Source organism: Pseudomonas sp. UW4 (assembly GCF_000316175.1).
Lineage (GTDB): Bacteria > Pseudomonadota > Gammaproteobacteria > Pseudomonadales > Pseudomonadaceae > Aquipseudomonas > Aquipseudomonas laurylsulfatiphila.
In genome coordinates this window covers 3,856,914-3,879,325 of record NC_019670.1, presented here as the reverse complement: position 1 = coordinate 3,879,325, position 22,412 = coordinate 3,856,914, and the positions used below count along the sequence as shown (strand labels likewise).

General features: G+C 58.4%; 14 protein-coding genes, 2 tRNA genes and 3 rRNA genes. 11 read left to right on the top strand and 8 right to left on the bottom strand.

Annotation, left to right across the window (positions count from 1 at the left end; translation table 11 throughout):
• Positions 1-16 precede the first annotated feature (16 nt).
• Positions 17-1,408, bottom strand: coding sequence for an aldehyde dehydrogenase family protein (locus PPUTUW4_RS16870; protein WP_015095785.1), 1,392 nt, complete (start codon positions 1,406-1,408; stop codon positions 17-19).
• A gap of 100 nt (positions 1,409-1,508) precedes the next feature.
• Here PPUTUW4_RS16870 and PPUTUW4_RS16865 point away from each other — a divergent pair, with 100 nt between their 5' ends.
• From PPUTUW4_RS16865 to rrf, 7 genes are all read left to right on the top strand, one after another.
• Positions 1,509-2,387: a LysR family transcriptional regulator gene (locus PPUTUW4_RS16865; RefSeq protein ID WP_015095784.1), complete on the top strand. Its 879-nt coding sequence runs from the start codon at positions 1,509-1,511 to the stop codon at positions 2,385-2,387.
• Positions 2,388-2,464: 77 nt separating this feature from the next.
• Positions 2,465-4,669, top strand: coding sequence for an OsmC domain/YcaO domain-containing protein (locus PPUTUW4_RS16860; RefSeq protein ID WP_015095783.1), 2,205 nt, complete (start codon positions 2,465-2,467; stop codon positions 4,667-4,669).
• Between the two features lie 696 nt (positions 4,670-5,365).
• Positions 5,366-6,901 (top strand): 16S ribosomal RNA (locus PPUTUW4_RS16855).
• A gap of 80 nt (positions 6,902-6,981) precedes the next feature.
• A tRNA-Ile gene (locus PPUTUW4_RS16850) sits at positions 6,982-7,058 on the top strand.
• Positions 7,059-7,088: 30 nt separating this feature from the next.
• Positions 7,089-7,164 (top strand) — tRNA-Ala (locus PPUTUW4_RS16845).
• A 247-nt stretch (positions 7,165-7,411) separates the two neighbouring features.
• Positions 7,412-10,306, top strand: a 23S ribosomal RNA gene (locus PPUTUW4_RS16840).
• Positions 10,307-10,476: 170 nt separating this feature from the next.
• A 5S ribosomal RNA gene (gene rrf, locus PPUTUW4_RS16835) occupies positions 10,477-10,592 on the top strand.
• The 16S, 23S and 5S rRNA genes sit together here with 2 tRNA genes alongside, the layout of an rRNA operon.
• 65 nt (positions 10,593-10,657) lie before the next feature.
• On the opposite strand, the gene PPUTUW4_RS16830 is transcribed toward rrf, so the two are convergent.
• The 5 genes from PPUTUW4_RS16830 to PPUTUW4_RS16815 all read right to left on the bottom strand — a co-directional run bounded on the left by PPUTUW4_RS16830 (position 10,658) and on the right by PPUTUW4_RS16815 (position 13,712).
• Complete coding sequence (locus tag PPUTUW4_RS16830; protein WP_015095782.1) at positions 10,658-11,419, bottom strand: DUF4239 domain-containing protein; 762 nt, start codon at positions 11,417-11,419, stop codon at positions 10,658-10,660.
• Positions 11,420-11,458: 39 nt separating this feature from the next.
• Positions 11,459-11,887: a hypothetical protein gene (locus PPUTUW4_RS16825; RefSeq protein ID WP_015095781.1), complete on the bottom strand. Its 429-nt coding sequence runs from the start codon at positions 11,885-11,887 to the stop codon at positions 11,459-11,461.
• Between the two features lie 88 nt (positions 11,888-11,975).
• Positions 11,976-12,125 carry a hypothetical protein gene (locus tag PPUTUW4_RS29930; RefSeq protein ID WP_158467554.1) on the bottom strand — a complete coding sequence of 50 codons (150 nt, stop codon included), beginning with the start codon at positions 12,123-12,125 and terminating at the stop codon, positions 11,976-11,978.
• An 89-nt stretch (positions 12,126-12,214) separates the two neighbouring features.
• Positions 12,215-12,874, bottom strand: a complete 660-nt coding sequence (locus tag PPUTUW4_RS16820) for a TetR/AcrR family transcriptional regulator (RefSeq protein WP_041474908.1) — start codon at positions 12,872-12,874, stop codon at positions 12,215-12,217.
• Positions 12,861-13,712, bottom strand: a complete 852-nt coding sequence (locus PPUTUW4_RS16815) for a 3-hydroxybutyryl-CoA dehydrogenase (protein ID WP_015095779.1) — start codon at positions 13,710-13,712, stop codon at positions 12,861-12,863. The genes PPUTUW4_RS16820 and PPUTUW4_RS16815 overlap by 14 nt, the downstream gene beginning before the upstream one ends.
• 162 nt (positions 13,713-13,874) lie before the next feature.
• Here PPUTUW4_RS16815 and PPUTUW4_RS16810 point away from each other — a divergent pair, with 162 nt between their 5' ends.
• Positions 13,875-14,939 (top strand): AraC family transcriptional regulator, encoded by a 1,065-nt coding sequence (locus PPUTUW4_RS16810; protein WP_015095778.1) that lies wholly within the window; start codon positions 13,875-13,877, stop codon positions 14,937-14,939.
• Positions 14,940-14,980: 41 nt separating this feature from the next.
• Here PPUTUW4_RS16810 and PPUTUW4_RS16805 read toward each other — a convergent pair whose 3' ends face one another.
• The gene (locus PPUTUW4_RS16805; RefSeq protein WP_015095777.1) at positions 14,981-15,703 is read right to left on the bottom strand and encodes a pirin family protein; all 723 of its coding nucleotides are present in this window, start codon (positions 15,701-15,703) and stop codon (positions 14,981-14,983) included.
• A gap of 344 nt (positions 15,704-16,047) precedes the next feature.
• Here PPUTUW4_RS16805 and PPUTUW4_RS16800 point away from each other — a divergent pair, with 344 nt between their 5' ends.
• Both PPUTUW4_RS16800 and PPUTUW4_RS16795 read left to right on the top strand, forming a co-directional pair.
• Entirely contained in the window at positions 16,048-16,998 is a 951-nt protein-coding gene (locus PPUTUW4_RS16800; protein WP_015095776.1) for a GlxA family transcriptional regulator, read from the top strand.
• 161 nt (positions 16,999-17,159) lie between these two features.
• A complete protein-coding gene (locus PPUTUW4_RS16795) occupies positions 17,160-18,644 on the top strand; it encodes a winged helix-turn-helix domain-containing protein (protein ID WP_015095775.1) in 1,485 nt (494 codons plus the stop codon).
• Here the strand turns inward: PPUTUW4_RS16795 and PPUTUW4_RS16790 are convergent.
• On the bottom strand, positions 18,609-21,413 hold the full coding sequence (locus PPUTUW4_RS16790; protein ID WP_015095774.1) for a winged helix-turn-helix domain-containing protein: 2,805 nt from the start codon (positions 21,411-21,413) through the stop codon (positions 18,609-18,611). The two genes, PPUTUW4_RS16795 and PPUTUW4_RS16790, sit on opposite strands and share 36 nt — an antisense overlap.
• Before the next feature lie 408 nt (positions 21,414-21,821).
• On the opposite strand from PPUTUW4_RS16790, the gene PPUTUW4_RS16785 reads away from it, so the two are divergent.
• Positions 21,822-22,397, top strand: a complete 576-nt coding sequence (locus PPUTUW4_RS16785) for a flavodoxin family protein (protein WP_015095773.1) — start codon at positions 21,822-21,824, stop codon at positions 22,395-22,397.
• The last annotated feature ends 15 nt before the right edge of the window (positions 22,398-22,412 follow it).

Genomic DNA, 22,412 nt, shown 5'->3' with positions numbered 1-22,412 from the left:
AAGCACTGCATTGCCCTTAACGCCGATCTCGCCAAACCGTCTGAGCATTACAGAACTCGCGCACTCCGAAGTGCGAGAGTTCCCGGCCAAAGCCACTCTTCTTCACGCCACCAAAACTGACACGCGGATCGCTGGCGCTATAGCCGTTGATGAACACTCCGCCGGTTTCAAGTTCGCCAGCCATCTGCCGGGCGAGTTCGCCATTGCGCGTATAAATAGTGGCGGTGAGGCCGAACTCGCTGTCATTGGCCAGCGCCAGCGCATGGGCGGCGTCGCGGGCCGTGATGATTGAAGCCACGGGACCAAACAACTCCTGTCTGAAGGATGTCATCTGATCGGTCACGTCGCCCAGTACAGTGGGTTCGTAGTAGTTGCCGGTGCCTTCGACCTTCTTTCCACCCAGCAGCAAGGTCGCGCCTTCTTCCAGTGTGTCGCGCACCTGTTGGTCCAGTTCGTCGCGCAGATCGAAGCGCGCCATCGGGCCGATGTAAGTGGTGGAGGCGAGTGGATCACCGATGACCAGTCGTTGGGTGGCCTCGACGAACTTGCGGGTAAATTCCTCTGCAATGCCTTGCTCGACAATCAGGCGTTTGGCAGCGGCGCAGACTTGTCCGGTGTTTTGATAGCGCCCGATCACGGCGGCTTTGACCGCCTCATCGAGGTCCGCGTCGTCGAGCACGATAAACGGGTCGGAGCCGCCCAGTTCCAATACGCATTTCTTCAGCGCGGCTCCGGCCTGGGCACCGATGGCCATGCCCGCACGCACGCTGCCGGTGAGGGTGACCGCCGCGATGCGTGGATCGGCGATCGCCTTGGATACACCGTCCGGGGTGACGTTGATGACCTCGAAGACACCTTCAGGAAAATCCGCCTGCTTGACGGCCTCCAGCAGCAGGTAGGCGCTACCCATGACGTTGGGCGCGTGCTTGAGTACGTAGGTATTGCCGGCGAGCAGGGTGGGAACCGCGCCGCGCAGCACTTGCCAGATGGGGAAGTTCCACGGCATGACGGCCAGAATCGGGCCGAGCGGGCGATATTCAATGCGTGCCTTGCCGCCTTCAACCGGGGTCGGTTCTGCGCTGAGCATGGCGGGACCCTGTTCGGCATACCACTCGCAGAGCTGTGCGCATTTTTCAATTTCGCCACGGGCCTGAGCAATCGGCTTACCCATTTCCAGGGTGATCATGCTGGCCATGGCCTCTGCATTGTTGCGCAAGGCCTGGCAGAGGTTGATCAACAGCTGCGCGCGTTGCTCTACCGGTTTGCTGCGCCAGGCTCGAAACCCGGTAGTGGCCCGCGCCAGCGCGGCCTGTAATGCCGAATCGGATTCGAAAGGGTACTGGCCGATCTGCTCGCCCGTGGTCGGGTTGATCGAAATGGCATGGGTAAGGCTGGATACGTGGGTCATGGCACCGTCCTGCTAGGTAGGAATGTGCTCAGGTTATGGGGGTATATGTTTTATGGAAACTGAATAATACTGAGCATAACGTTCACGTTTGGAGAATGACTTGGATCTGGTTCAGCTCGAAATTTTCAAGGCTGTCGCCGAGCACGGCAGCATCAGCGTGGCCGCCCAGCATATCCACCGGGTGCCATCGAATCTCACCACCCGAATCAAGCAGCTTGAGCAGGACCTGGGTGTGGATCTGTTTATCCGCGAGAAGAGTCGCCTGCGCTTGTCGCCAGCCGGCTGGAGTTTCCTGGATTACGCTCGACGCATTCTCGACCTGGTTCAAGAGGCGCGGGCCACCGTAGCGGGTGAAGAACCGCAAGGCGCCTTCGCCTTGGGGTCACTGGAAAGCACTGCAGCGGTACGAATTCCAGAGCTATTGGCTGCCTATAACCAGAAACACGCGAAGGTCGAACTGGACCTGTCCACCGGTCCCTCCGGGACCATGATCGACGGGGTGCTGTCGGGGCGGCTGGCCGCGGCATTTGTCGATGGGCCGGTGTTGCATCCGGCGCTGGAAGGCGTACCGGCATTCGAGGAGGAGATGGTCCTGATCGCACCGCTCAATCATGAGCCGATTCTTCGGGCCAAGGATGTGAATGGCGAAAACATCTATGCCTTCCGCTCCAACTGCTCCTATCGCCATCATTTCGAAAGCTGGTTTGCCAATGGCGCGGCGGTGCCCGGCAAGATTTTCGAAATGGAGTCCTATCACGGCATGCTGGCCTGCGTCAGCGCCGGGGCCGGCCTGGCGCTGATGCCACGCAGCATGCTCGAAAGCATGCCGGGGTGTTCGACGGTCAGCGTCTGGCCGTTGTCGGAGTCGTTCCGCTATCTGCGCACCTGGCTGGTGTGGCGAAGGGGGACGGTGTCGCAGAGCCTCACGATGTTTGTGCGCTTGCTGGAGGAGCGTGGTGTCGCGTTGATCGATAAATAGTGGAAAGTTAACGGTCTGCGCTGAAAAACCGGATAATGGCGGCCAAATCGTTTAGCTCGTTATTCTGGTAATCGCACATGGAAATCAAGGTCAACTTTCTCGACAACCTTCGACTTGAGGCCAAGTTCGACGACTTCACGGTGATCGCCGATCAACCCATTCGTTACAAGGGTGATGGCTCGGCGCCGGGGCCGTTCGATTATTTCCTGGCTTCGTCGGCGTTGTGTGCGGCGTACTTCGTGAAGTTGTATTGCGAGACTCGCAATATCCCCACCGAAAATATCCGCCTGTCGCAGAACAACATCGTTGACCCGGAAAACCGCTACAACCAGATTTTCAAGATTCAGGTCGAATTGCCGGCGGACATCTCCGCCAAGGACCGCCAGGGGATCTTGCGCTCCATTGACCGCTGCACGGTAAAGAAGGTGGTGCAAACCGGGCCTGAGTTCGTGATTGAAGAGGTCGAAAACCTCGACGCCGATGCCCAGGCGCTGCTGATGCCGCATTCGACCTCCGAGGCGGGCACCTACATTGCGGGCAAGGACCTGCCGCTGGAGCAAACCATCGCCAACATGTCGGGCATCCTGGCCGACCTGGGCATGAAGATTGAAATCGCTTCGTGGCGCAACATCGTTCCCAATGTGTGGTCGCTGCACATTCGCGATGCGCACTCGCCGATGTGTTTTACCAATGGCAAAGGCGCGACCAAGGAAGGCGCGCTGGCATCGGCACTGGGCGAGTTTATCGAGCGGCTCAACTGCAACTTCTTCTATAACGATCAGTTCTGGGGGGAGGACATCGCCAACGCAGCGTTTGTGCATTACCCGGACGAGCGCTGGTTCAAGCCGGGCCCGAAGGACGAACTGCCGACTGAAATCCTCGACGAGTATTGCCTGAAGGTCTACGACCGGGATGGCGAGTTGCGTGGTTCGCATCTGTACGACACCAACTCCGGCAACACCCAGCGCGGCATTTGTTCGCTACCGTTTGTGCGTCAGTCGGACAATAAGGTGGTGTACTTCCCGTCCAACCTGATCGAAAACCTGTTCCTGAGCAATGGCATGAGCGCCGGCAACACGCTGGCCGAAGCCCAGGTGCAGTGCCTGTCGGAGATCTTCGAGCGCGCGGTCAAACGCGAAATCCTCGAAGGCGAAATGGCCCTGCCGGATGTGCCGCAGGAAGTATTGGCGAAATACCCGGGCATCCTGGCCGGTATCCAGGCCCTGGAAGAGCAGGGCTTCCCGGTGCTGGTCAAGGATGCGTCGCTGGGCGGGGAGTTCCCGGTGATGTGCGTCACCTTGATGAATCCGCGTACCGGTGGCGTATTTGCCTCGTTCGGCGCGCACCCAAGCCTGGAAGTGGCGCTGGAACGCAGCTTGACGGAACTGCTGCAGGGCCGCAGTTTTGAAGGCCTGAACGATCTGCCGCAGCCGACCTTCGAAGGGCAGGCGGTGACTGAGCCGAACAATTTCGTCGAGCACTTTATCGACTCCAGCGGTGTGGTCTCGTGGCGCTTCTTCAGTGCCAGGCCGGACTTCGAATTCGTTGAGTGGGATTTCTCCGGTCAAGGCGAAAACTCCAATGTCGAAGAGGCCGCGACCCTGTTCGGCATTCTCGAAGATATGGGCAAAGAAGTGTACATGGCGGTCTATGAGCATATCGGCGCCAAGGCCTGCCGCATTCTGGTGCCGGATTACTCGGAAATTTATCCGGTCGAAGATTTGATCTGGGATAACACCAACAAGGCGCTGCAGTTCCGCGCCGACATCTTGAATCTGCACAGCCTGAGCAAAGTCGGCCTGCGATCGCTGGCCCAGGGGCTGGAAAGCAGCGAGCTGGATGATTACACCGACATCACCACCTTGATCGGCATCGAATTCGACGACAACACGCCCTGGGGCAAGTTGACGATCCTGGAGCTGAGGCTGCTGATTTATCTCGCCTTGCAGAAGTTTGATCAGGCCAAGGATCTGGTGGAAGCCTTCTTGCAGTACAACGACAACACCGTCGAGCGCGGCCTGTTTTATCAAGCGGTGAACGTCGTGCTGGAAATGCAGCTGGACGATGACCTGGAACTGAGCGACTACGAGGTCAACTTCCGCCGGATGTTCGGTGACGAGCGAATGGACGCGGCGATAGGGTCGGTCGATGGCAGCGTACGTTTCTACGGTCTGACACCGACGAGCATGAAGCTGGAAGGTCTCGACAGGCACCTTCGTCTGATCGACAGCTATAAGAAGCTACATACGGCGCGGGCCGGAGTGGCGACGTTATTCAGCTGAAAGCGCTGACAAAAAAGCACCTTGGGTGCTTTTTGTTTTTGGCGGCCAGTACAGTCTTCCATGTGAGGTGGACTCGCATTTCGGTCATGACCTGGACAGTGGCTGGCATTGAGGAAGCTCTTCTATATAGATGGCGCATTTTTCCACTCCTTTCAGGCTTCCTTCGAGGCGTTTTAGCGCCTTCTGTAAGTTATTGATAGGAAACCTGAATCAGTGCTTGACGGCTGATTTCAGATGTCTATACTTCGCCCCACTTCCGGCGCAGTCGAAACGTAAAACTCCTTGGTAAACAAAGAGTTACGCAGTTTTCGGCAGCAGGTTGCTTCAGTTCATCGAAGCGCCAAGGAAGTTGAAAAAGAGGTGTTGACAGCAGCGAGTAACGCTGTAGAATTCGCCTCCCGCTGACGAGAGATCGAAAGCGCAAGTGGTTGAAGTTGTTAAGGATTCCTTGAGAACTTCTGAAAATAATCACTTGACAGCAAATGAGGCTGCTGTAGAATGCGCGCCTCGGTTGAGACGAAAGATCTTAACCAACCGCTCTTTAACAACTGAATCAAGCAATTCGTGTGGGTGCTTGTGGGGTCAGACTGCTAGTCAACAGATTATCAGCATCACAAGTTACTCCGCGAGAAATCAAAGATGTAACCAACGATTGCTGAGCCAAGTTTAGGGTTTTCTCAAAACCCAAAGATGTTTGAACTGAAGAGTTTGATCATGGCTCAGATTGAACGCTGGCGGCAGGCCTAACACATGCAAGTCGAGCGGATGAAGAGAGCTTGCTCTCTGATTCAGCGGCGGACGGGTGAGTAATGCCTAGGAATCTGCCTGGTAGTGGGGGACAACGTTTCGAAAGGAACGCTAATACCGCATACGTCCTACGGGAGAAAGCAGGGGACCTTCGGGCCTTGCGCTATCAGATGAGCCTAGGTCGGATTAGCTAGTTGGTGAGGTAATGGCTCACCAAGGCGACGATCCGTAACTGGTCTGAGAGGATGATCAGTCACACTGGAACTGAGACACGGTCCAGACTCCTACGGGAGGCAGCAGTGGGGAATATTGGACAATGGGCGAAACGTGATCCAGCCATGCCGCGTGTGTGAAGAAGGTCTTCGGATTGTAAAGCACTTTAAGTTGGGAGGAAGGGCATTAACCTAATACGTTAGTGTTTTGACGTTACCGACAGAATAAGCACCGGCTAACTCTGTGCCAGCAGCCGCGGTAATACAGAGGGTGCAAGCGTTAATCGGAATTACTGGGCGTAAAGCGCGCGTAGGTGGTTTGTTAAGTTGGATGTGAAAGCCCCGGGCTCAACCTGGGAACTGCATTCAAAACTGACAAGCTAGAGTATGGTAGAGGGTGGTGGAATTTCCTGTGTAGCGGTGAAATGCGTAGATATAGGAAGGAACACCAGTGGCGAAGGCGACCACCTGGACTGATACTGACACTGAGGTGCGAAACGGTGGGGAGCAAACAGGATTAGATACCCTGGTAGTCCACGCCGTAAACGATGTCAACTAGCCGTTGGGAGCCTTGAGCTCTTAGTGGCGCAGCTAACGCATTAAGTTGACCGCCTGGGGAGTACGGCCGCAAGGTTAAAACTCAAATGAATTGACGGGGGCCCGCACAAGCGGTGGAGCATGTGGTTTAATTCGAAGCAACGCGAAGAACCTTACCAGGCCTTGACATCCAATGAACTTTCCAGAGATGGATTGGTGCCTTCGGGAACATTGAGACAGGTGCTGCATGGCTGTCGTCAGCTCGTGTCGTGAGATGTTGGGTTAAGTCCCGTAACGAGCGCAACCCTTGTCCTTAGTTACCAGCACGTAATGGTGGGCACTCTAAGGAGACTGCCGGTGACAAACCGGAGGAAGGTGGGGATGACGTCAAGTCATCATGGCCCTTACGGCCTGGGCTACACACGTGCTACAATGGTCGGTACAGAGGGTTGCCAAGCCGCGAGGTGGAGCTAATCCCACAAAACCGATCGTAGTCCGGATCGCAGTCTGCAACTCGACTGCGTGAAGTCGGAATCGCTAGTAATCGCGAATCAGAATGTCGCGGTGAATACGTTCCCGGGCCTTGTACACACCGCCCGTCACACCATGGGAGTGGGTTGCACCAGAAGTAGCTAGTCTAACCTTCGGGAGGACGGTTACCACGGTGTGATTCATGACTGGGGTGAAGTCGTAACAAGGTAGCCGTAGGGGAACCTGCGGCTGGATCACCTCCTTAATCGACGACTCAGCTGCTCCATAAGCTCCCACACGAATTGCTTGATTCATTGAAGAAGACGAAAGAAGCAGCCCGAAATTGGGTCTGTAGCTCAGTTGGTTAGAGCGCACCCCTGATAAGGGTGAGGTCGGCAGTTCGAATCTGCCCAGACCCACCAATTTTGTGTGGGAAACGCCTGTAGAAATACGGGGCCATAGCTCAGCTGGGAGAGCGCCTGCCTTGCACGCAGGAGGTCAACGGTTCGATCCCGTTTGGCTCCACCACTACTGCTTCTGATTGTATAAAGCTTAGAAATGAGCATTCCATCGGTTCGATGGTGAATGTTGATTTCTAGTCTTTGACTAGTTCGTTCTTTAAAAATTTGGGTATGTGATAGAAAGATAGACTGAACGTTACTTTCACTGGTAACGGATCAGGCTAAGGTAAAATTTGTGAGTTCTCTTAATTGAGAAATTCGAATTTTCGGCGAATGTCGTCTTCACAGTATAACCAGATTGCTTGGGGTTATATGGTCAAGTGAAGAAGCGCATACGGTGGATGCCTTGGCAGTCAGAGGCGATGAAAGACGTGGTAGCCTGCGAAAAGCTTCGGGGAGTCGGCAAACAGACTTTGATCCGGAGATGTCTGAATGGGGGAACCCAGCCATCATAAGATGGTTATCTTGTACTGAATACATAGGTGCAAGAGGCGAACCAGGGGAACTGAAACATCTAAGTACCCTGAGGAAAAGAAATCAACCGAGATTCCCTTAGTAGTGGCGAGCGAACGGGGACTAGCCCTTAAGTGGCTTTGAGATTAGCGGAACGCTCTGGAAAGTGCGGCCATAGTGGGTGATAGCCCTGTACGCGAAAATCTCTTAGTCATGAAATCGAGTAGGACGGAGCACGAGAAACTTTGTCTGAATATGGGGGGACCATCCTCCAAGGCTAAATACTACTGACTGACCGATAGTGAACTAGTACCGTGAGGGAAAGGCGAAAAGAACCCCGGAGAGGGGAGTGAAATAGATCCTGAAACCGTATGCGTACAAGCAGTGGGAGCCCACTTTGTTGGGTGACTGCGTACCTTTTGTATAATGGGTCAGCGACTTATTTTCAGTGGCGAGCTTAACCGAATAGGGGAGGCGTAGCGAAAGCGAGTCTTAATAGGGCGTCTAGTCGCTGGGAATAGACCCGAAACCGGGCGATCTATCCATGGGCAGGTTGAAGGTTAGGTAACACTGACTGGAGGACCGAACCGACTACCGTTGAAAAGTTAGCGGATGACCTGTGGATCGGAGTGAAAGGCTAATCAAGCTCGGAGATAGCTGGTTCTCCTCGAAAGCTATTTAGGTAGCGCCTCATGTATCACTGTAGGGGGTAGAGCACTGTTTCGGCTAGGGGGTCATCCCGACTTACCAAACCGATGCAAACTCCGAATACCTACAAGTGCCGAGCATGGGAGACACACGGCGGGTGCTAACGTCCGTCGTGAAAAGGGAAACAACCCAGACCGTCAGCTAAGGTCCCAAAGTTATGGTTAAGTGGGAAACGATGTGGGAAGGCTTAGACAGCTAGGAGGTTGGCTTAGAAGCAGCCACCCTTTAAAGAAAGCGTAATAGCTCACTAGTCGAGTCGGCCTGCGCGGAAGATGTAACGGGGCTCAAACCATACACCGAAGCTACGGGTATCATCTTCGGATGATGCGGTAGAGGAGCGTTCTGTAAGCCTGTGAAGGTGAGTTGAGAAGCTTGCTGGAGGTATCAGAAGTGCGAATGCTGACATGAGTAACGACAATGGGTGTGAAAAACACCCACGCCGAAAGACCAAGGTTTCCTGCGCAACGTTAATCGACGCAGGGTTAGTCGGTCCCTAAGGCGAGGCTGAAAAGCGTAGTCGATGGAAAACAGGTTAATATTCCTGTACTTCTGGTTATTGCGATGGAGGGACGGAGAAGGCTAGGCCAGCTTGGCGTTGGTTGTCCAAGTTTAAGGTGGTAGGCTGAGATCTTAGGTAAATCCGGGATCTTAAGGCCGAGAGCTGATGACGAGTTACCTTCTAGGTGACGAAGTGGTTGATGCCATGCTTTCCAAGAAAAGCTTCTAAGCTTCAGATAACCAGGAACCGTACCCCAAACCGACACAGGTGGTTGGGTAGAGAATACCAAGGCGCTTGAGAGAACTCGGGTGAAGGAACTAGGCAAAATGGCACCGTAACTTCGGGAGAAGGTGCGCCGGTGAGGGTGAAGGACTTGCTCCGTAAGCCCACGCCGGTCGAAGATACCAGGCCGCTGCGACTGTTTATTAAAAACACAGCACTCTGCAAACACGAAAGTGGACGTATAGGGTGTGACGCCTGCCCGGTGCCGGAAGGTTAATTGATGGGGTTAGCTAACGCGAAGCTCTTGATCGAAGCCCCGGTAAACGGCGGCCGTAACTATAACGGTCCTAAGGTAGCGAAATTCCTTGTCGGGTAAGTTCCGACCTGCACGAATGGCGTAACGATGGCGGCGCTGTCTCCACCCGAGACTCAGTGAAATTGAAATCGCTGTGAAGATGCAGTGTATCCGCGGCTAGACGGAAAGACCCCGTGAACCTTTACTATAGCTTTGCACTGGACTTTGAATTTGCTTGTGTAGGATAGGTGGGAGGCTTTGAAGCGTGGACGCCAGTTCGCGTGGAGCCATCCTTGAAATACCACCCTGGCAACTTTGAGGTTCTAACTCAGGTCCGTTATCCGGATCGAGGACAGTGTATGGTGGGTAGTTTGACTGGGGCGGTCTCCTCCTAAAGAGTAACGGAGGAGTACGAAGGTGCGCTCAGACCGGTCGGAAATCGGTCGTAGAGTATAAAGGCAAAAGCGCGCTTGACTGCGAGACAGACACGTCGAGCAGGTACGAAAGTAGGTCTTAGTGATCCGGTGGTTCTGTATGGAAGGGCCATCGCTCAACGGATAAAAGGTACTCCGGGGATAACAGGCTGATACCGCCCAAGAGTTCATATCGACGGCGGTGTTTGGCACCTCGATGTCGGCTCATCACATCCTGGGGCTGAAGCCGGTCCCAAGGGTATGGCTGTTCGCCATTTAAAGTGGTACGCGAGCTGGGTTTAGAACGTCGTGAGACAGTTCGGTCCCTATCTGCCGTGGACGTTTGAGATTTGAGAGGGGCTGCTCCTAGTACGAGAGGACCGGAGTGGACGAACCTCTGGTGTTCCGGTTGTCACGCCAGTGGCATTGCCGGGTAGCTATGTTCGGAAAAGATAACCGCTGAAAGCATCTAAGCGGGAAACTTGCCTCAAGATGAGATCTCACTGGAACCTTGAGTTCCCTGAAGGGCCGTCGAAGACTACGACGTTGATAGGTTGGGTGTGTAAGCGCTGTGAGGCGTTGAGCTAACCAATACTAATTGCCCGTGAGGCTTGACCATATAACACCCAAGCAATTTGATGCTCCTAGTTGAAAAGACGAAAGAGACCAGATTGCGGTGTGTGAAGACGAAACGAACCGAAAGTTCGAAAGACTCACAAAACACCGAAGCTATCACCTACCCAATTTGCTGAAGCGAGGCCAACCGGTCACGACTCAGTACCCGAATTTCTTGACGACCATAGAGCGTTGGAACCACCTGATCCCATCCCGAACTCAGAAGTGAAACGATGCATCGCCGATGGTAGTGTGGGGTTTCCCCATGTGAGAGTAGGTCATCGTCAAGATTAAATTCCGAAACCCCAATTGCGAAAGCAGTTGGGGTTTTGTTTTTGTCCGCAGGAAATTCAAACTACTGCCCCAACCGCTCCAGTGTGTGCTCCAGCGAATCCAGCGACACACAGATAAAACCATCAAGCGGTCGATTGAGTTCCTCCACCAGCAAGATGGTTGCCCCCGTCGACAGGGCACACATCAGCAAGACGACGACAATGGTTCCGTTGCGTGGTGCAAACAGCCCGAACGAGCCGAAGATAATCCCCAGCCACGTCACCAGAATCACCAGCATCACCGGTGGAATCGATTGATTGGACTGCAACAGGGTCAGCCAGCGGGCGGCAAACACGGCGTCCATGTCTTGCAATGCCTTGGCTTTGAGTGAGCGCTGATCATCGTTGCCAGGCGTCAGTGACTCGACCTGGCGTTGCAGGCCTTCGGAACGACGGATCACTTCGGGGCTGTCGAGTTTTGCAATCTGACGGCGATCGCGGGTCGCGAGCACTTGGGTGATTTCGGCGTAGTTGTGCTTGAGCTCGGTACGGATGCTCTGGGTATCGGGGCCATAGCGGGCCAGCAAACGGTCGAATTGAATCACTTTCGCCGCCGCGCCCTCCAGCTCGGCATTGGCCGTATCGAAGGTGTTTTTGGCTGAGGAAACGAGCAGGCCGAGGACCAGCGCCGACATCGTTGCGATGAGGCCGGTGGCCAGCTTCAACACCGCCACGGAGTCATCGCTCAGATGTTGGCTCGGTAACCGCTCCCTCACGTACGAACCCAGCAGTGCGCTGGCGGACAGGCAGGCGAAAACGATGAGGGCGATCACCAGGTCATTCAAACTCAACCTCCGTTGACGCTGCCTACCGCGGGGAGATATTTACCGGTACTTGATCACGATGCCTTTGAGCTTGCGTCCCTCGATGGTCGTCACGTCGCGAGCCCACAGCGGTCCGTTGGCATAGGCTCCCACCGCCTGAATGTGGTCATAGACGACCACCACGGCGTCGCCGCCGAGTTTGGCGGATTCTTCCCGCAGCTTCTGTTCGACTTCGGTAATCGGCGGGGCAGGGTCGACGCTGGCGTCGATCAGCACTTCACCCAGGCGCACATGTGGGCGCAGAGGCTCCGAGCGCAGCACGACAACCTCGTCCGGCAATGTCGGTGCCGGATGTTCTACCCCGACATAGGCGGTGGTCTGTGCATCGACAGTGGCGCAACCACTGAGGGTCAGCAGGCTGGTGAGCACTCCACCTGCCAGGAGCAAGAGTTTGAAACGGGTGGACCAGGACAGGTCATGGGCTGGCATAGCGGGTTTGCTCCTCTTGTTCGCTGCTATCGATGTGGCAAGTTGACGGTAGCAGACAGGCCGGGAGTTGCCAGAAAGCCCAACCGTTTCAGGCTGGGCTTTCTTGTGCCTTCATTTCTGTCGATCGATAAAGGCCGTTAACTGATCCTTTTCGCAATTGACCATCCACGACACACCAAAACGGTCGACGAGCATGCCGAAGCGCGCCGTTGAAGATAAGGTAGGGATTGATTTTCATGTTCGGCTCCAGGTGCTCGAGTGCATACATCGGTTTGGACGCCGGTTTTTTCGGCGAATTCCGATTGTGTCGAGCCGACAAGCAAAGCGCTAAATCCTTGTCGGAGCTTGTGTTTCTTTAGATGTTTTTTCCATAGGCCGGGCGAGGCTTATCGCCTCCGGCACACGCCGCGGCGCCAGCACACGTTCGATGGCGCCGCTAACCATGCTTTCCAGCAGCTCCTCACGTTCCTGCTCGTCCAGCACATGGGGCGTCAGCCAACTGGGGGCACTGTTGAGCAGCGCGCCAATGGCATGCCCGGCGGCCAGCAGGCCTTGCTCGCTGAAACGGGACTTTGCGCCCAGCATCTTCAGCAACGTTCGTTCGTATTGCTCGCGCAATTGTTGAACCCGAGCCTGCTGCTCTTCGTTCAGGCAACCGCTGTCGCGCTCCACCAGACGGAAATGCCAAGGCATCTCCCGATGCAGATTCAGATGGGCGCGGATCAGGCTGTTGAGTTTGTCGCGTTTGCCGGGTGCTTTTTGCCGGATGCGCCCCAGAGTGGCCAGCAGCTCCTCGTAGAACTCCTCGATCAGGTCCAGCAGCAGATGCTGTTTGCTGGGGTAATGGTGATACAGCGAGCCTGGGGACAGCCCCAGGCACGTCGCGAGCTCACGCATGCCGACCTGGCCGAACCCCTTGCAGGCAAACAGCTCCAGGACTTTGTCCCGGTACTCGGCAAAGCGCGAGCAACGCTCAGGCATAGGCATGGAAGCCGCGCCCCGTCTTGCGCCCCAGGTAACCGGCAGCGACCATTTCCTTGAGCAATGGCGCCGGGCGATATTTGCTGTCGTTGAATCCGTCATAGAAAGCTTCGAGGATCGACAACAGGGTATCCAGGCCAATCAGGTCCGCCAGGGCCAGCGGGCCGATAGGCTGGTTGCAGCCCAGGCGCATGCCGGCGTCGATGTCTTCGGCGCTGGCCAGGCCTTCCTGGAACACCAGGATCGCCTCGTTGATCATCGGCACCAGGATCCGGTTGACCACGAAGCCCGGACGGTTGCCGGCGGTGATCGCGGTTTTGCCGAGGGTGGTCGCCATGTCCAGCGCCAATTGGTGGGTCGCGTCACTGGTTTGCAGGCCGCGGATGACTTCGATCAGGCCCATTACCGGCACCGGGTTGAAGAAATGCAGGCCGATGAAGCGCTCTGGCTGGCTGACACTGGCGGCCAGTTGGGTGATCGACAGCGACGAGGTATTGGAGGCGATGACGCATTCGCTGCTGACTTGCGCGGCGATCTGTTGCAGCACACGCAGTTTCAGGTCGAGATTTTCAGTGGCCGCTTCGATGACCAGTTGCGCGTCATGCAGGACGCTGTAATCGGTGCTGATGCGGATTTTGTCGAGGGTGGCCTGTTTCTGCTCGGGCGTCAGGGTTTGCTTGGCGATCTGCCGGTCAAGATTTTTACCGACCGTCGCGACGGCTTTTTGCAAAGCGCTTTCAGAGATGTCGAGCAAGGTCACGTTGAAACCGGCCATGGCACAGACTTGTGCGATGCCGTTGCCCATGGTGCCTGCGCCGATTACACCGATGTTTTGCAGATTCATTTTCCGTCCTTCGATCAAACCCTGCGATACCTTGGCCGCGAATGCGACCGAAGGCGTACTATTGCCGCGAGTCTAGAGCCGGCAGGGCGGTTGTCCTATGCCAAAACTGTTCAACGGCACTGATGTTTTTTGCCATTCGGGTGATGAGAGAGAAGCGAACCAATGCGGGAAAAGGACTCGGTTGCCGCCTATTTCGTGCAGGCCATGATCCATGGGCTGAGGGACGATCCGCAGCGCGTGACGGCCGTGCTCGAACAGGCGGGCATTGATCCGGCGGTCATGCAACAACCCACGGCGCGGGTACCGGCCAACGCGTTTGCGGCGTTGTGGCTGATTCAGATCCGCGAGCTCGACGACGAGTTTTTCGGGCTCGATTCCCATGGCATGCCGCCGGGCAGTTTCGCCCTGATTTGTCGCGCCCTGATTCAGGAACCCGATCTGCACAAGGCCATGCGTCAGTGTCTGGCCAACTTCGGGTTATTCCTGCGCGACTTTCGTGGCTCGCTGTCCGTGCGGGGCAAACGTGCGGTCATCAGCCTGCAAACCCGTTCGGAGGACAACGATGCCAGCCGGTTTGGCGAAGAAACCTTCCTGGTGTTGATGATCAGTCTGCTGTGCTGGCTGGGTGGGCGGCGCATTCCCATTGACCGTGCGGACTTCCGCCATTCGCGCCTGTCGCTGAGTGACGACCGCCTGCTTTGGGGGCCCAACCTGACCTTCGGTGCCGAGCGCACTGAAATCGAATTTGCCAGCCATTACCTGCGCCTGCCGGTGGTTCAGGACCTGGCGTCGCTGAAAGTGTTCCTGCGCACCGCGCCGCAATGGCTGGTGATCCGCTTCCGTAACCAGCATGGACTGGCATCGCAGGTTCATCAGCGCCTGCGCGGCAGTCACTACAGTGAATGGCCGACGTTGCAGGCCTTTGCCATGGAACAGCACCTGAGCCCCAGCACCTTCCGCCGCAAACTGGAGCGTGAAGGCTGTTCCTATCAGGAGATCAAGGACGAAGTACGCCGTGGCGTGGCCTTTGAGCAACTGCGTCAGAGCGACGCGAGCATCAGCGATATCGCCGAGCAACTGGGCTTCCAGGAGCCCAGCGCCTTCCATCGGGCGTTCAAGAAGTGGACCGGGGAGAGTCCGGGGCGCTATCGGGCCCGTTATCAGGGGGACTGTGGGAGCGAGCCTGCTCGCGAAAGCGACAGGTCATTCAACAGTGATGTCGTCTGACACTCCGCCTTCGCGAGCAAGCCCGCTCCCACAGGGATCCGTCATGGCATTTCCGGCAGTTCCTGCGGGCGCAGGTCGAAGACCAATACTTCAGCGTCCACGCCGTTGCTCAAGGTCAGTGCCTGTTCATCACGGACTCGCACGCCGTCGCCTTCCTGCAACAACACGCCATTAAGTTCGACGCTGCCCCGGGCCACGTGCACGTAGGCATAACGGTTGGCGGCCAGCTCCAGGGTGGCGCTTTCCTTGCCGTCGATCAGGCCGGCATACACCCGTGCATCCTGACGCACCTTCAGCGAACCCTTGGCGCCGTCCGCAGAGATGATCAGTTGCAGGCGCCCGCGTTTTTTCCGGGTGCTGAAGTGCTCCTGCTGATAGCGCGGTTTGGCGCCGCTGACGTCGGGCACGATCCAGATCTGCAGAAAGTGCACCGGCCGCGTGCTGGAGTGGTTGAACTCACTGTGGGCCACGCCGCTGCCAGCGCTCATCAGTTGCACATCGCCGGGGCGGATCACCGACCCGGTGCCCAAGGTGTCCTTGTGTTCCAGAGCACCTTCAAGCACATAGGAGAAGATCTCCATGTCGCGGTGCGGGTGCTGGCCGAAGCCTTTGCCGGCGGCGACGCGGTCGTCGTTGATCACCAACAGGTCGGAAAAACCCTGCTCTTTCGGATTGCGGTAGTTGGCGAAGGAAAAGGTGTGGAACGACTTCAACCAGCCGTGATTGGCCAGACCACGATCCGAGGCTTTGCGAAGAGTCAGCATGATGAAATCTCCTGTGGGGACGTGAATTCGTCCGAGTGAGGAGAAGGTTAATGTTTACTGGTTTGTGCAATAAGTAGGTGAAAATTGAAATACTGTCTTGTTGTGGTTGACAGTATCCGGAAGTGAATCAGCTATTTTTTTCTGCGTCTGGCTTGTGTTTGGCCATAATGCACAGCACTCCCTGATGCCGGGCGCAGGCCCTGTGGGAGCGAGCCTGCTCGCGAAGGCGTTGTGTCAGTCGCTATCAACGTTGGCTGATACACCGCTTTCGCGAGCAGGCTCGCTCCCACAAGGTCCCGGTGTTTGGCGGACCGACTCAATTTGATCCCAGTGAATTCCAATCCATGAAAACCGTGGCAATGGTGTTGTTTCCCGACTTTCTCCTGCTCGATATGGCCGGGCCCATGGAAGTGTTTTCCATCGCCAATCGTTATCTGAAACCCGACGATCACTATGTGCTGTCGACCATCGGCACCGAGCCCGGCGCATTGCGGGCGTCCAATGGCGTGAGCGTGCAGGCCGACCGGCACATCGATCAGGCCTGCGAAGGTTTTGATTTGCTGCTGGTGCCCGGTGGTCCCGGTGCCTACAACGAAAAGCATCCGCCGTTGCTCGAGTGGCTCAGGCACAACGTCAGCCGGTCCGCCGCTTATGGCTCGATCTGCACCGGGGCGTTCGTGTTGGGGCATGCGGGCTTGCTCGACGGCTATCGCGTCACCACCCACTGGCACTACACCGAGCGGCTGATCAAGGGTTTCCCGAAGGCGAGCGTCGAGACTGACCAGATCTTTGTCCAGGACCGCAACCTCATCACCTCCGGTGGTGTCACCGCCGGGATCGACCTGGCGTTGTCGGTGGTGGCGCAAGACCACGGGAAAAAAGTCGCCCAGGACGTGGCCAAGGTGTTGCTGGTGGTGATGAAGCGTCAGGGCGGGCAGGCACAGTTCAGCCCGTTGATGGCGGCGGTCGCGCCTCACGAAACGGCGATTACCCGCGTGCAGAACCATGTGCTCGAGCACCTCGACGAGCCCTTCAGCATCGAGCGCATGGCGAGCCTGGCCAATATGAGCCCGCGGCATTTCGCCAGGGTGTTCGCCCGGGAGGTGGACATGACGCCGATGGAGTTTCTGCAAAGCGCGCGCATCGATTGCGCCAGGAACCTGCTGGAAACCAGCGAGTTGCCGCTCAAGACCGTGGCCTTCAAAAGCGGCTTCGGCAGCGTGCGGCACATGCGTTTTCTGTTCAGTGAAAAGCTTGGCCTGACCCCGACCCAATACCGCGAGCAGTTCAGCTAGCGCGCATGTCCGTTGCGCGCACCGCAATGGCCGTGACGCTCCCCCCGTGGCGGTTGTACCGTCACAGAGGGCTGCCAAGATACGAGGTAACTCATTGCAAGGAAGGTGCGGAGCCTGGATGGACTCACGTGCCAGATCAGGTGTCCCGCGAGTGACTGCCCATGAACAGCCTCAGAGATGTCAGCAACGAAGCGGTGCTGCAATTCGGACCCTACGCTTTCCACCTCAGTCAGCGACTGGTGCTGGAGGGCGATCGACCGCTGCGCCTGGGCGGCCGTGCCCTAGACGTGTTGCAGGTGCTGGTCGAGCACGCGGGCTCGGTGGTCAGCAAGGACGAGTTGATTGCGCAGGTCTGGCCGCGCTCCGTGGTCGAAGAGATCAACCTGCGCGTGCACATTGCTGCCCTGCGTCGGGCCTTGGGCGACGGGCAGAACGGTCAGAGCTACATCGTCAACATTCCCCAGCGCGGCTACAGTTTTGTCGCCCCGGTACAGCATTCGCCGCAGCCTGTAGCGTTCCCGAGCCAGTCCGTGAAAAAGCCCCTGCACAACCTGCCGGCGCGGCTCACGTCGATCACCGGGCGCGATGCGGTTGTCGGCAGCCTGGTGCGGCAGTTGCCGGTGCGCCGATTCATGACCCTGGTCGGACCTTGCGGGATCGGCAAGACCACCGTGGCCTTGCGCGTGGCCGAACTGCTGTTGCAACACTATCGGCATGGCGTGTGGCTGGTGGACCTGGCGGTGATCGATGATCCGGCGCAAGTGACCGATCATCTCACGCGAACCCTTGGGCTGGAGGTCGGCATCACGCTGGAGGCGCTGGTGCAGCGGCATGCCTTGTTGGTCCTGGACAACTGCGAGCATCTGCTCGAGCGCTGCCGGACGTTGGTCGAGACTTTGCTGCAATCGATGCCGCGATTGTCGATCCTCGCCACCAGCCGCGAGCCACTCAAGGCCGCGGGCGAAACCGTATTGCGTCTGCCACCGCTGGCGGTGCCGCCGGCGTCAGCGCTGCGCAGCGTTGCCGAGGTCATGGGCTATTCGGCGGTGCAGTTGTTCGTCAGTCGTGCCCGGGCCCGTGAGCAAGGCTTCACCTTGCGCGAACAAGACCTCAAGGTCGTGCGCGAAATCTGTCGGCGCCTCGACGGCCTGCCGCTGGCGATTGAATTGGCGGCGGCGCAAATCGATGCGCTGGCGCTGGTGGGGTTGCAGGCGCAACTCGATAACTGTTTTCAGTTGCTGTCTCAGGGCCGTCGCACGGCCATGCCCCGGCACCAGACGCTCAAGGCTGCACTGGACTGGAGCTACGAACGGTTGAGTCCGCTGGAACAATCCGTGTTGCAGCGTTTGGCGGTATTCAAGATGGCCTTCACCCAGGACGCCGCGATAAGCGCGATCAGCAGCGACGCGTTACCGGTCGCCGAACTGATCGAGGTGCTGGACAACCTCGCGCTCAAATCACTGCTGTCCCTGGAGCAGGGCGGCGGGGTGATCCGTTACCGCTTCCTCAACACCACCCGCACCTACGCCCTGGAAAAGCTCGAACTCAGTGGTGAGCTGCGCACCCTTGAAATGCGTTATGCCGGTTACGTCAGTCAAACGCCCCGGCTTTCAGACCGGCAAGTGGCAATGCAACTCACCGAGTAAGTGGCGCACGGCCTTCAGGTCCGGCGTGGCAAAGCCTTCGGTGAAGCGCTGGTAGACCGGCGCCAGCAATGCATGCGCCCGTTGGTGGAGGCCCTGTCGCTGCCACAATTGCGCCAGCGAGGTGGCGCTGCGCAGCTCCCAGGTCAGGGCGCCCTGGGTTTTTGCCACGTCGAGTGCCTTGAGCAGCACGGTTTCAGCCATCGTGGCGTTGGCCGGACACTCCGTTGCCAGCAGCGTCTCGGCCCTGGCCCGCAGAATCTCTGCCGTGCTCCAGCCCGACGCGCCGTTTTGCGCACGTTCAAGCAGGTCGTCATCGACGCAGGTGGAATCCAGCGTGACCATGATGTCCTTGATCAGTCCGACACTTGGTTGCCTGGCGGGCGCGATATCGACGCCGCCGATCACCTGCGCGTAGTGTTGCGCCCAGGTATGGAACAGCAGGACCGAGTGTTTCTGCGCCTGTTGCAGCAGCAGGCGCAGGAGTTCGCGGGCGCTGCGGGTGTCACCGTTGTAGTAGGCGATCAGGCAGCCGGCGAGCGCCAGGGTGTAGCAGATCGACGTGCCGTGGTTGATCTGCAACGCGATGTCCAGCGCCTGCCGGGCTGCACGCCAGGCCTGTTCCGGTTGGCCCCGCAGCCAGAGGATGCGCGCCTGGATGGTCAGCGCCGCGACGCTCTGGTCGTATTGCACGCCGAAACCATGGGTGAAGCGGTTGAGATGGCCACTGTGGGCCATGCGTTGCAGTACCTGTTCGGCATGCTCCCCGGCCTGTTGCTGGTCGCCGGAAAAATGCAGGGCGAGCACCCGCAATCGATGGGTGCTCAGGGATAACAGGGCGTCGTCATGCAGTCCCAATTGATCGAATTGCCGGCTCTGTTGCAGGGCCATCTGGTATTGGCCGCAACTGAGATTGACCGCCAGGTGACCGGAAATCGCCCGCAACTGACCGGCCACATCGTTGAGTCGGCTGGCCAGGGTCCTGGCACTGATAAAGGCGCCAACGGTTTCGGCACTCGCGCCTTGAGCGTGGTAACAGGCACTGCCCAGGGCCAGCTTGAGGGTCATCTGCAAACGCGGGCAAGGCTCGGCAGACTGCTCGAGCAGGGCCAGGGCCTTGCGCACATAACCGCCGTGTTCCTTGAGCAGTGACAGCTCCTGCCACAGGGGCGTGGACGTCGCGGCCAGGCGTATCGCCAGTGCCTGCGGCCCTTGCCCGTGCAGACCCCAGTCGAGGGCCGCGCGGATGTCCTCCAGGGTCCGGCCATAGCGCTCGAGCCACAGGCCGGTCGAGGTTTTCTCCCATTCGTCCTGCGCCTGTTGCATCAGCGCCAGGCAACGCTCGGCATGGCGCTCCCGCGTGCCGGGCAGGTCGGGGGTTTGCGCGAGTTTTTCCAGCGCATGGCTGCGGGTGGTATCGAGCAGGCGGTAGTAAACATCCTCATCGCCCACCTCCACGTTCAACAGCGACTTGGCGACCAGTTGGGTGATCGAACCGAACACTTCGCGAGGTTCGATGTGTTCGCCGACAATCACCGCCGCTGCGGACTCCAGGGTGAAGCCGCCGCGAAACACGCTCAGTCGGCGCAGGCAGGTCTTTTCGCAGGCGTTGAGCAGCTCGAAGCTCCAGTCCAGTGTCGCGCGCAGGGTCTGATGGCGTGCCGGGGGCGTCTGACAGGGCTGGGTCAACACCCGGAAACTGCTTTGCAACTGCGCCAGCAAGCCGGCTAAGCCGAAGTTGCCCACTTGCGCCGCCGCCAGTTCGATGGCCAGTGGAATGCCGTCCAGTCGGTGGCAGATGTCGATCAACAGCGGCAGTTCATCGTCCGTCAGTTCAAAGCTGTCATGGCTGGCCATGGCCCGCTCGACAAACAGTTGCAAGGCGGAAAAGGTCATGGCCTGGGCACGGTCGAGGACGGCGATGGGCGGCGGGCAGTCGAGTGATGCCAGGCGCTGGACGAACTCGCCTTCGGCCCGCAGGCCCTCGCGGCTGGTGGCGAGAATGTGCACGTGCGGCGCACTGCGCAGAATGTTTTCGCAGAGCTGGGCGATGGCGTCGACCAGGTGTTCGCAGTTGTCGATGACCAACAGCATTTGCCTGTCGCGCAGACAGTCGGCAAGGCCGCTCAGGGGCTCGTCATCGTGCAGGGCCAGTTCGAGCAACGTCGCCAGGTGGCCGTCGATCATCAGCGGGCAGTTGATCGGGGCCAGGTCCAGCAGGCGGATGCCGTCCCGGTAGCGACCGATCATTTGTTCGGCGACTCGCAAGGCCACGGTGGTCTTGCCGATGCCGCCGGGGCCGACAAGGGTGATGAAGCGCTGGCGCGGCAGTTGCACCACCAGATTGTCGACCAGCGTGCGCCGGCCGATCATGCGTGTGCGGCGCACCGGCAGGTTATGCCGGCTCGGCGCGCAAGCCATGGGCGCAGACGGTTGTTCGACCTGTTCCCTTGAGTGCGGTGCGACGAAGCTGTACCCGCGCTGGGCCACGGTGACGATGTAGCGCTGGCCGGCCTGACCGTCGCCGAGCGCCTTGCGCAACGCGGCCATGTGCACCCGCAGGTTGATGTCTTCGACCACGCTGTCGGGCCAGACCCGAGCGATCAATTGCTGCTTGCTGACCACGTTGCCGGCGTGTTCCAGCAGGATCAACAGGATGTCCATGGCGCGCCGGCCCAGGCGCAAGGGCTGGTCGGCCTCCATCACCAGGCGTTGTCCGGGGTAGACCCGGTAGGGGCCGAAATGCACAGCCTGTTCGGGGGAAAGGGTCAACGAGTCGCTCCTGCTGCAGCCGTCTGGTTCGCGGTTTACGAGCATATTCCTCAGGTTTTTTACGCAGCGCAATGTGCCGCCCCGGTGACTGAAAGGGCAGGCATTGACTCTAGCGTATCGACCAACTGCTGTCGGTCCCGAAAACATTGGGTGCGACAGATGGACGGGACAGGCCGGGGCTTTTTGCGTGCCAAGGAAAATTAACAACGTTTAACTCGTCGCGCGTCCGGTCTACGCCCAAAACTCTCCTTCTTCAACTTCCACTGAAGGCAGGGATGAAATGTCAGTAAGCCGCGAGCAGCTCGATGTGGGAGCGAGCCTGCTCGCGAAGGCGGTGTCACATTTAGTCTATGCGGTGACTGACACAGCGCTTTCGCGAGCAGGCTCGCTCCCACAAAGGACAGAGCAATGAGCAAGGTGGTGGTGGTCTATCACAGTGGCTACGGGCACACCCGGGTCATGGCCGAAGCCGTGGCCGCGGGCGTGGAGCGGCACCTGGGCAGCACTTGCCAGTTGATCCCGGTCGAGGAAGTGGACGAGCACTGGGCGCGGCTGCACAACGCCGACGCCATCATCTTCGGCGCGCCGACCTACATGGGCAGTGCCTCGGCGGCCTTCAAGGCGTTCATGGAGGCCACGGCCGCGTTCTACCTGACCCAGCCCTGGCGCGACAAACTCGCGGCGGGCTTCACCAATTCCGGCTGCCTGTGCGGCGACAAACTCAACACCTTGCTGCAGATGGCGGTGTTCGCCGCGCAGCACTCGATGATCTGGGTCGGCCTCGACCTGCTGCCGGCGCGTTCCGGCACCGGCGCGTTCAACGGCCAACTCAATCGCCTGGGCAGCTCACTGGGCGCCATGGCCCAGTCGAATGTCGAGCAATCCCCCGACGATGCGCCGCCCCCCGAGGATCGCTGCACCGCCGCGCACCTGGGCGAGCGGGTGGCGCGCCTGGCCGATCGCCTGAACCCACTTGCGGTTTGATTCACCCCCCAACCC

What these genes read in the sequence shown, in the direction of transcription:
- PPUTUW4_RS16870 (WP_015095785.1), bottom strand. Translation starts at nt 1,408, where the DNA reads ATGACCCACGTATCCAGCCTTACCCATGCCATTTCGATCAACCCGACC.
- PPUTUW4_RS16860 (WP_015095783.1), top strand. Translation starts at nt 2,465, where the DNA reads ATGGAAATCAAGGTCAACTTTCTCGACAACCTTCGACTTGAGGCCAAG.
- PPUTUW4_RS16825 (WP_015095781.1), bottom strand. Translation starts at nt 11,887, where the DNA reads ATGCCAGCCCATGACCTGTCCTGGTCCACCCGTTTCAAACTCTTGCTC.
- PPUTUW4_RS29930 (WP_158467554.1), bottom strand. Translation starts at nt 12,125, where the DNA reads ATGAAAATCAATCCCTACCTTATCTTCAACGGCGCGCTTCGGCATGCT.
- PPUTUW4_RS16820 (WP_041474908.1), bottom strand. Translation starts at nt 12,874, where the DNA reads ATGCCTATGCCTGAGCGTTGCTCGCGCTTTGCCGAGTACCGGGACAAA.
- PPUTUW4_RS16815 (WP_015095779.1), bottom strand. Translation starts at nt 13,712, where the DNA reads ATGAATCTGCAAAACATCGGTGTAATCGGCGCAGGCACCATGGGCAAC.
- PPUTUW4_RS16810 (WP_015095778.1), top strand. Translation starts at nt 13,875, where the DNA reads ATGCGGGAAAAGGACTCGGTTGCCGCCTATTTCGTGCAGGCCATGATC.
- PPUTUW4_RS16805 (WP_015095777.1), bottom strand. Translation starts at nt 15,703, where the DNA reads ATGCTGACTCTTCGCAAAGCCTCGGATCGTGGTCTGGCCAATCACGGC.
- PPUTUW4_RS16800 (WP_015095776.1), top strand. Translation starts at nt 16,048, where the DNA reads ATGAAAACCGTGGCAATGGTGTTGTTTCCCGACTTTCTCCTGCTCGAT.
- PPUTUW4_RS16795 (WP_015095775.1), top strand. Translation starts at nt 17,160, where the DNA reads ATGAACAGCCTCAGAGATGTCAGCAACGAAGCGGTGCTGCAATTCGGA.
- PPUTUW4_RS16785 (WP_015095773.1), top strand. Translation starts at nt 21,822, where the DNA reads ATGAGCAAGGTGGTGGTGGTCTATCACAGTGGCTACGGGCACACCCGG.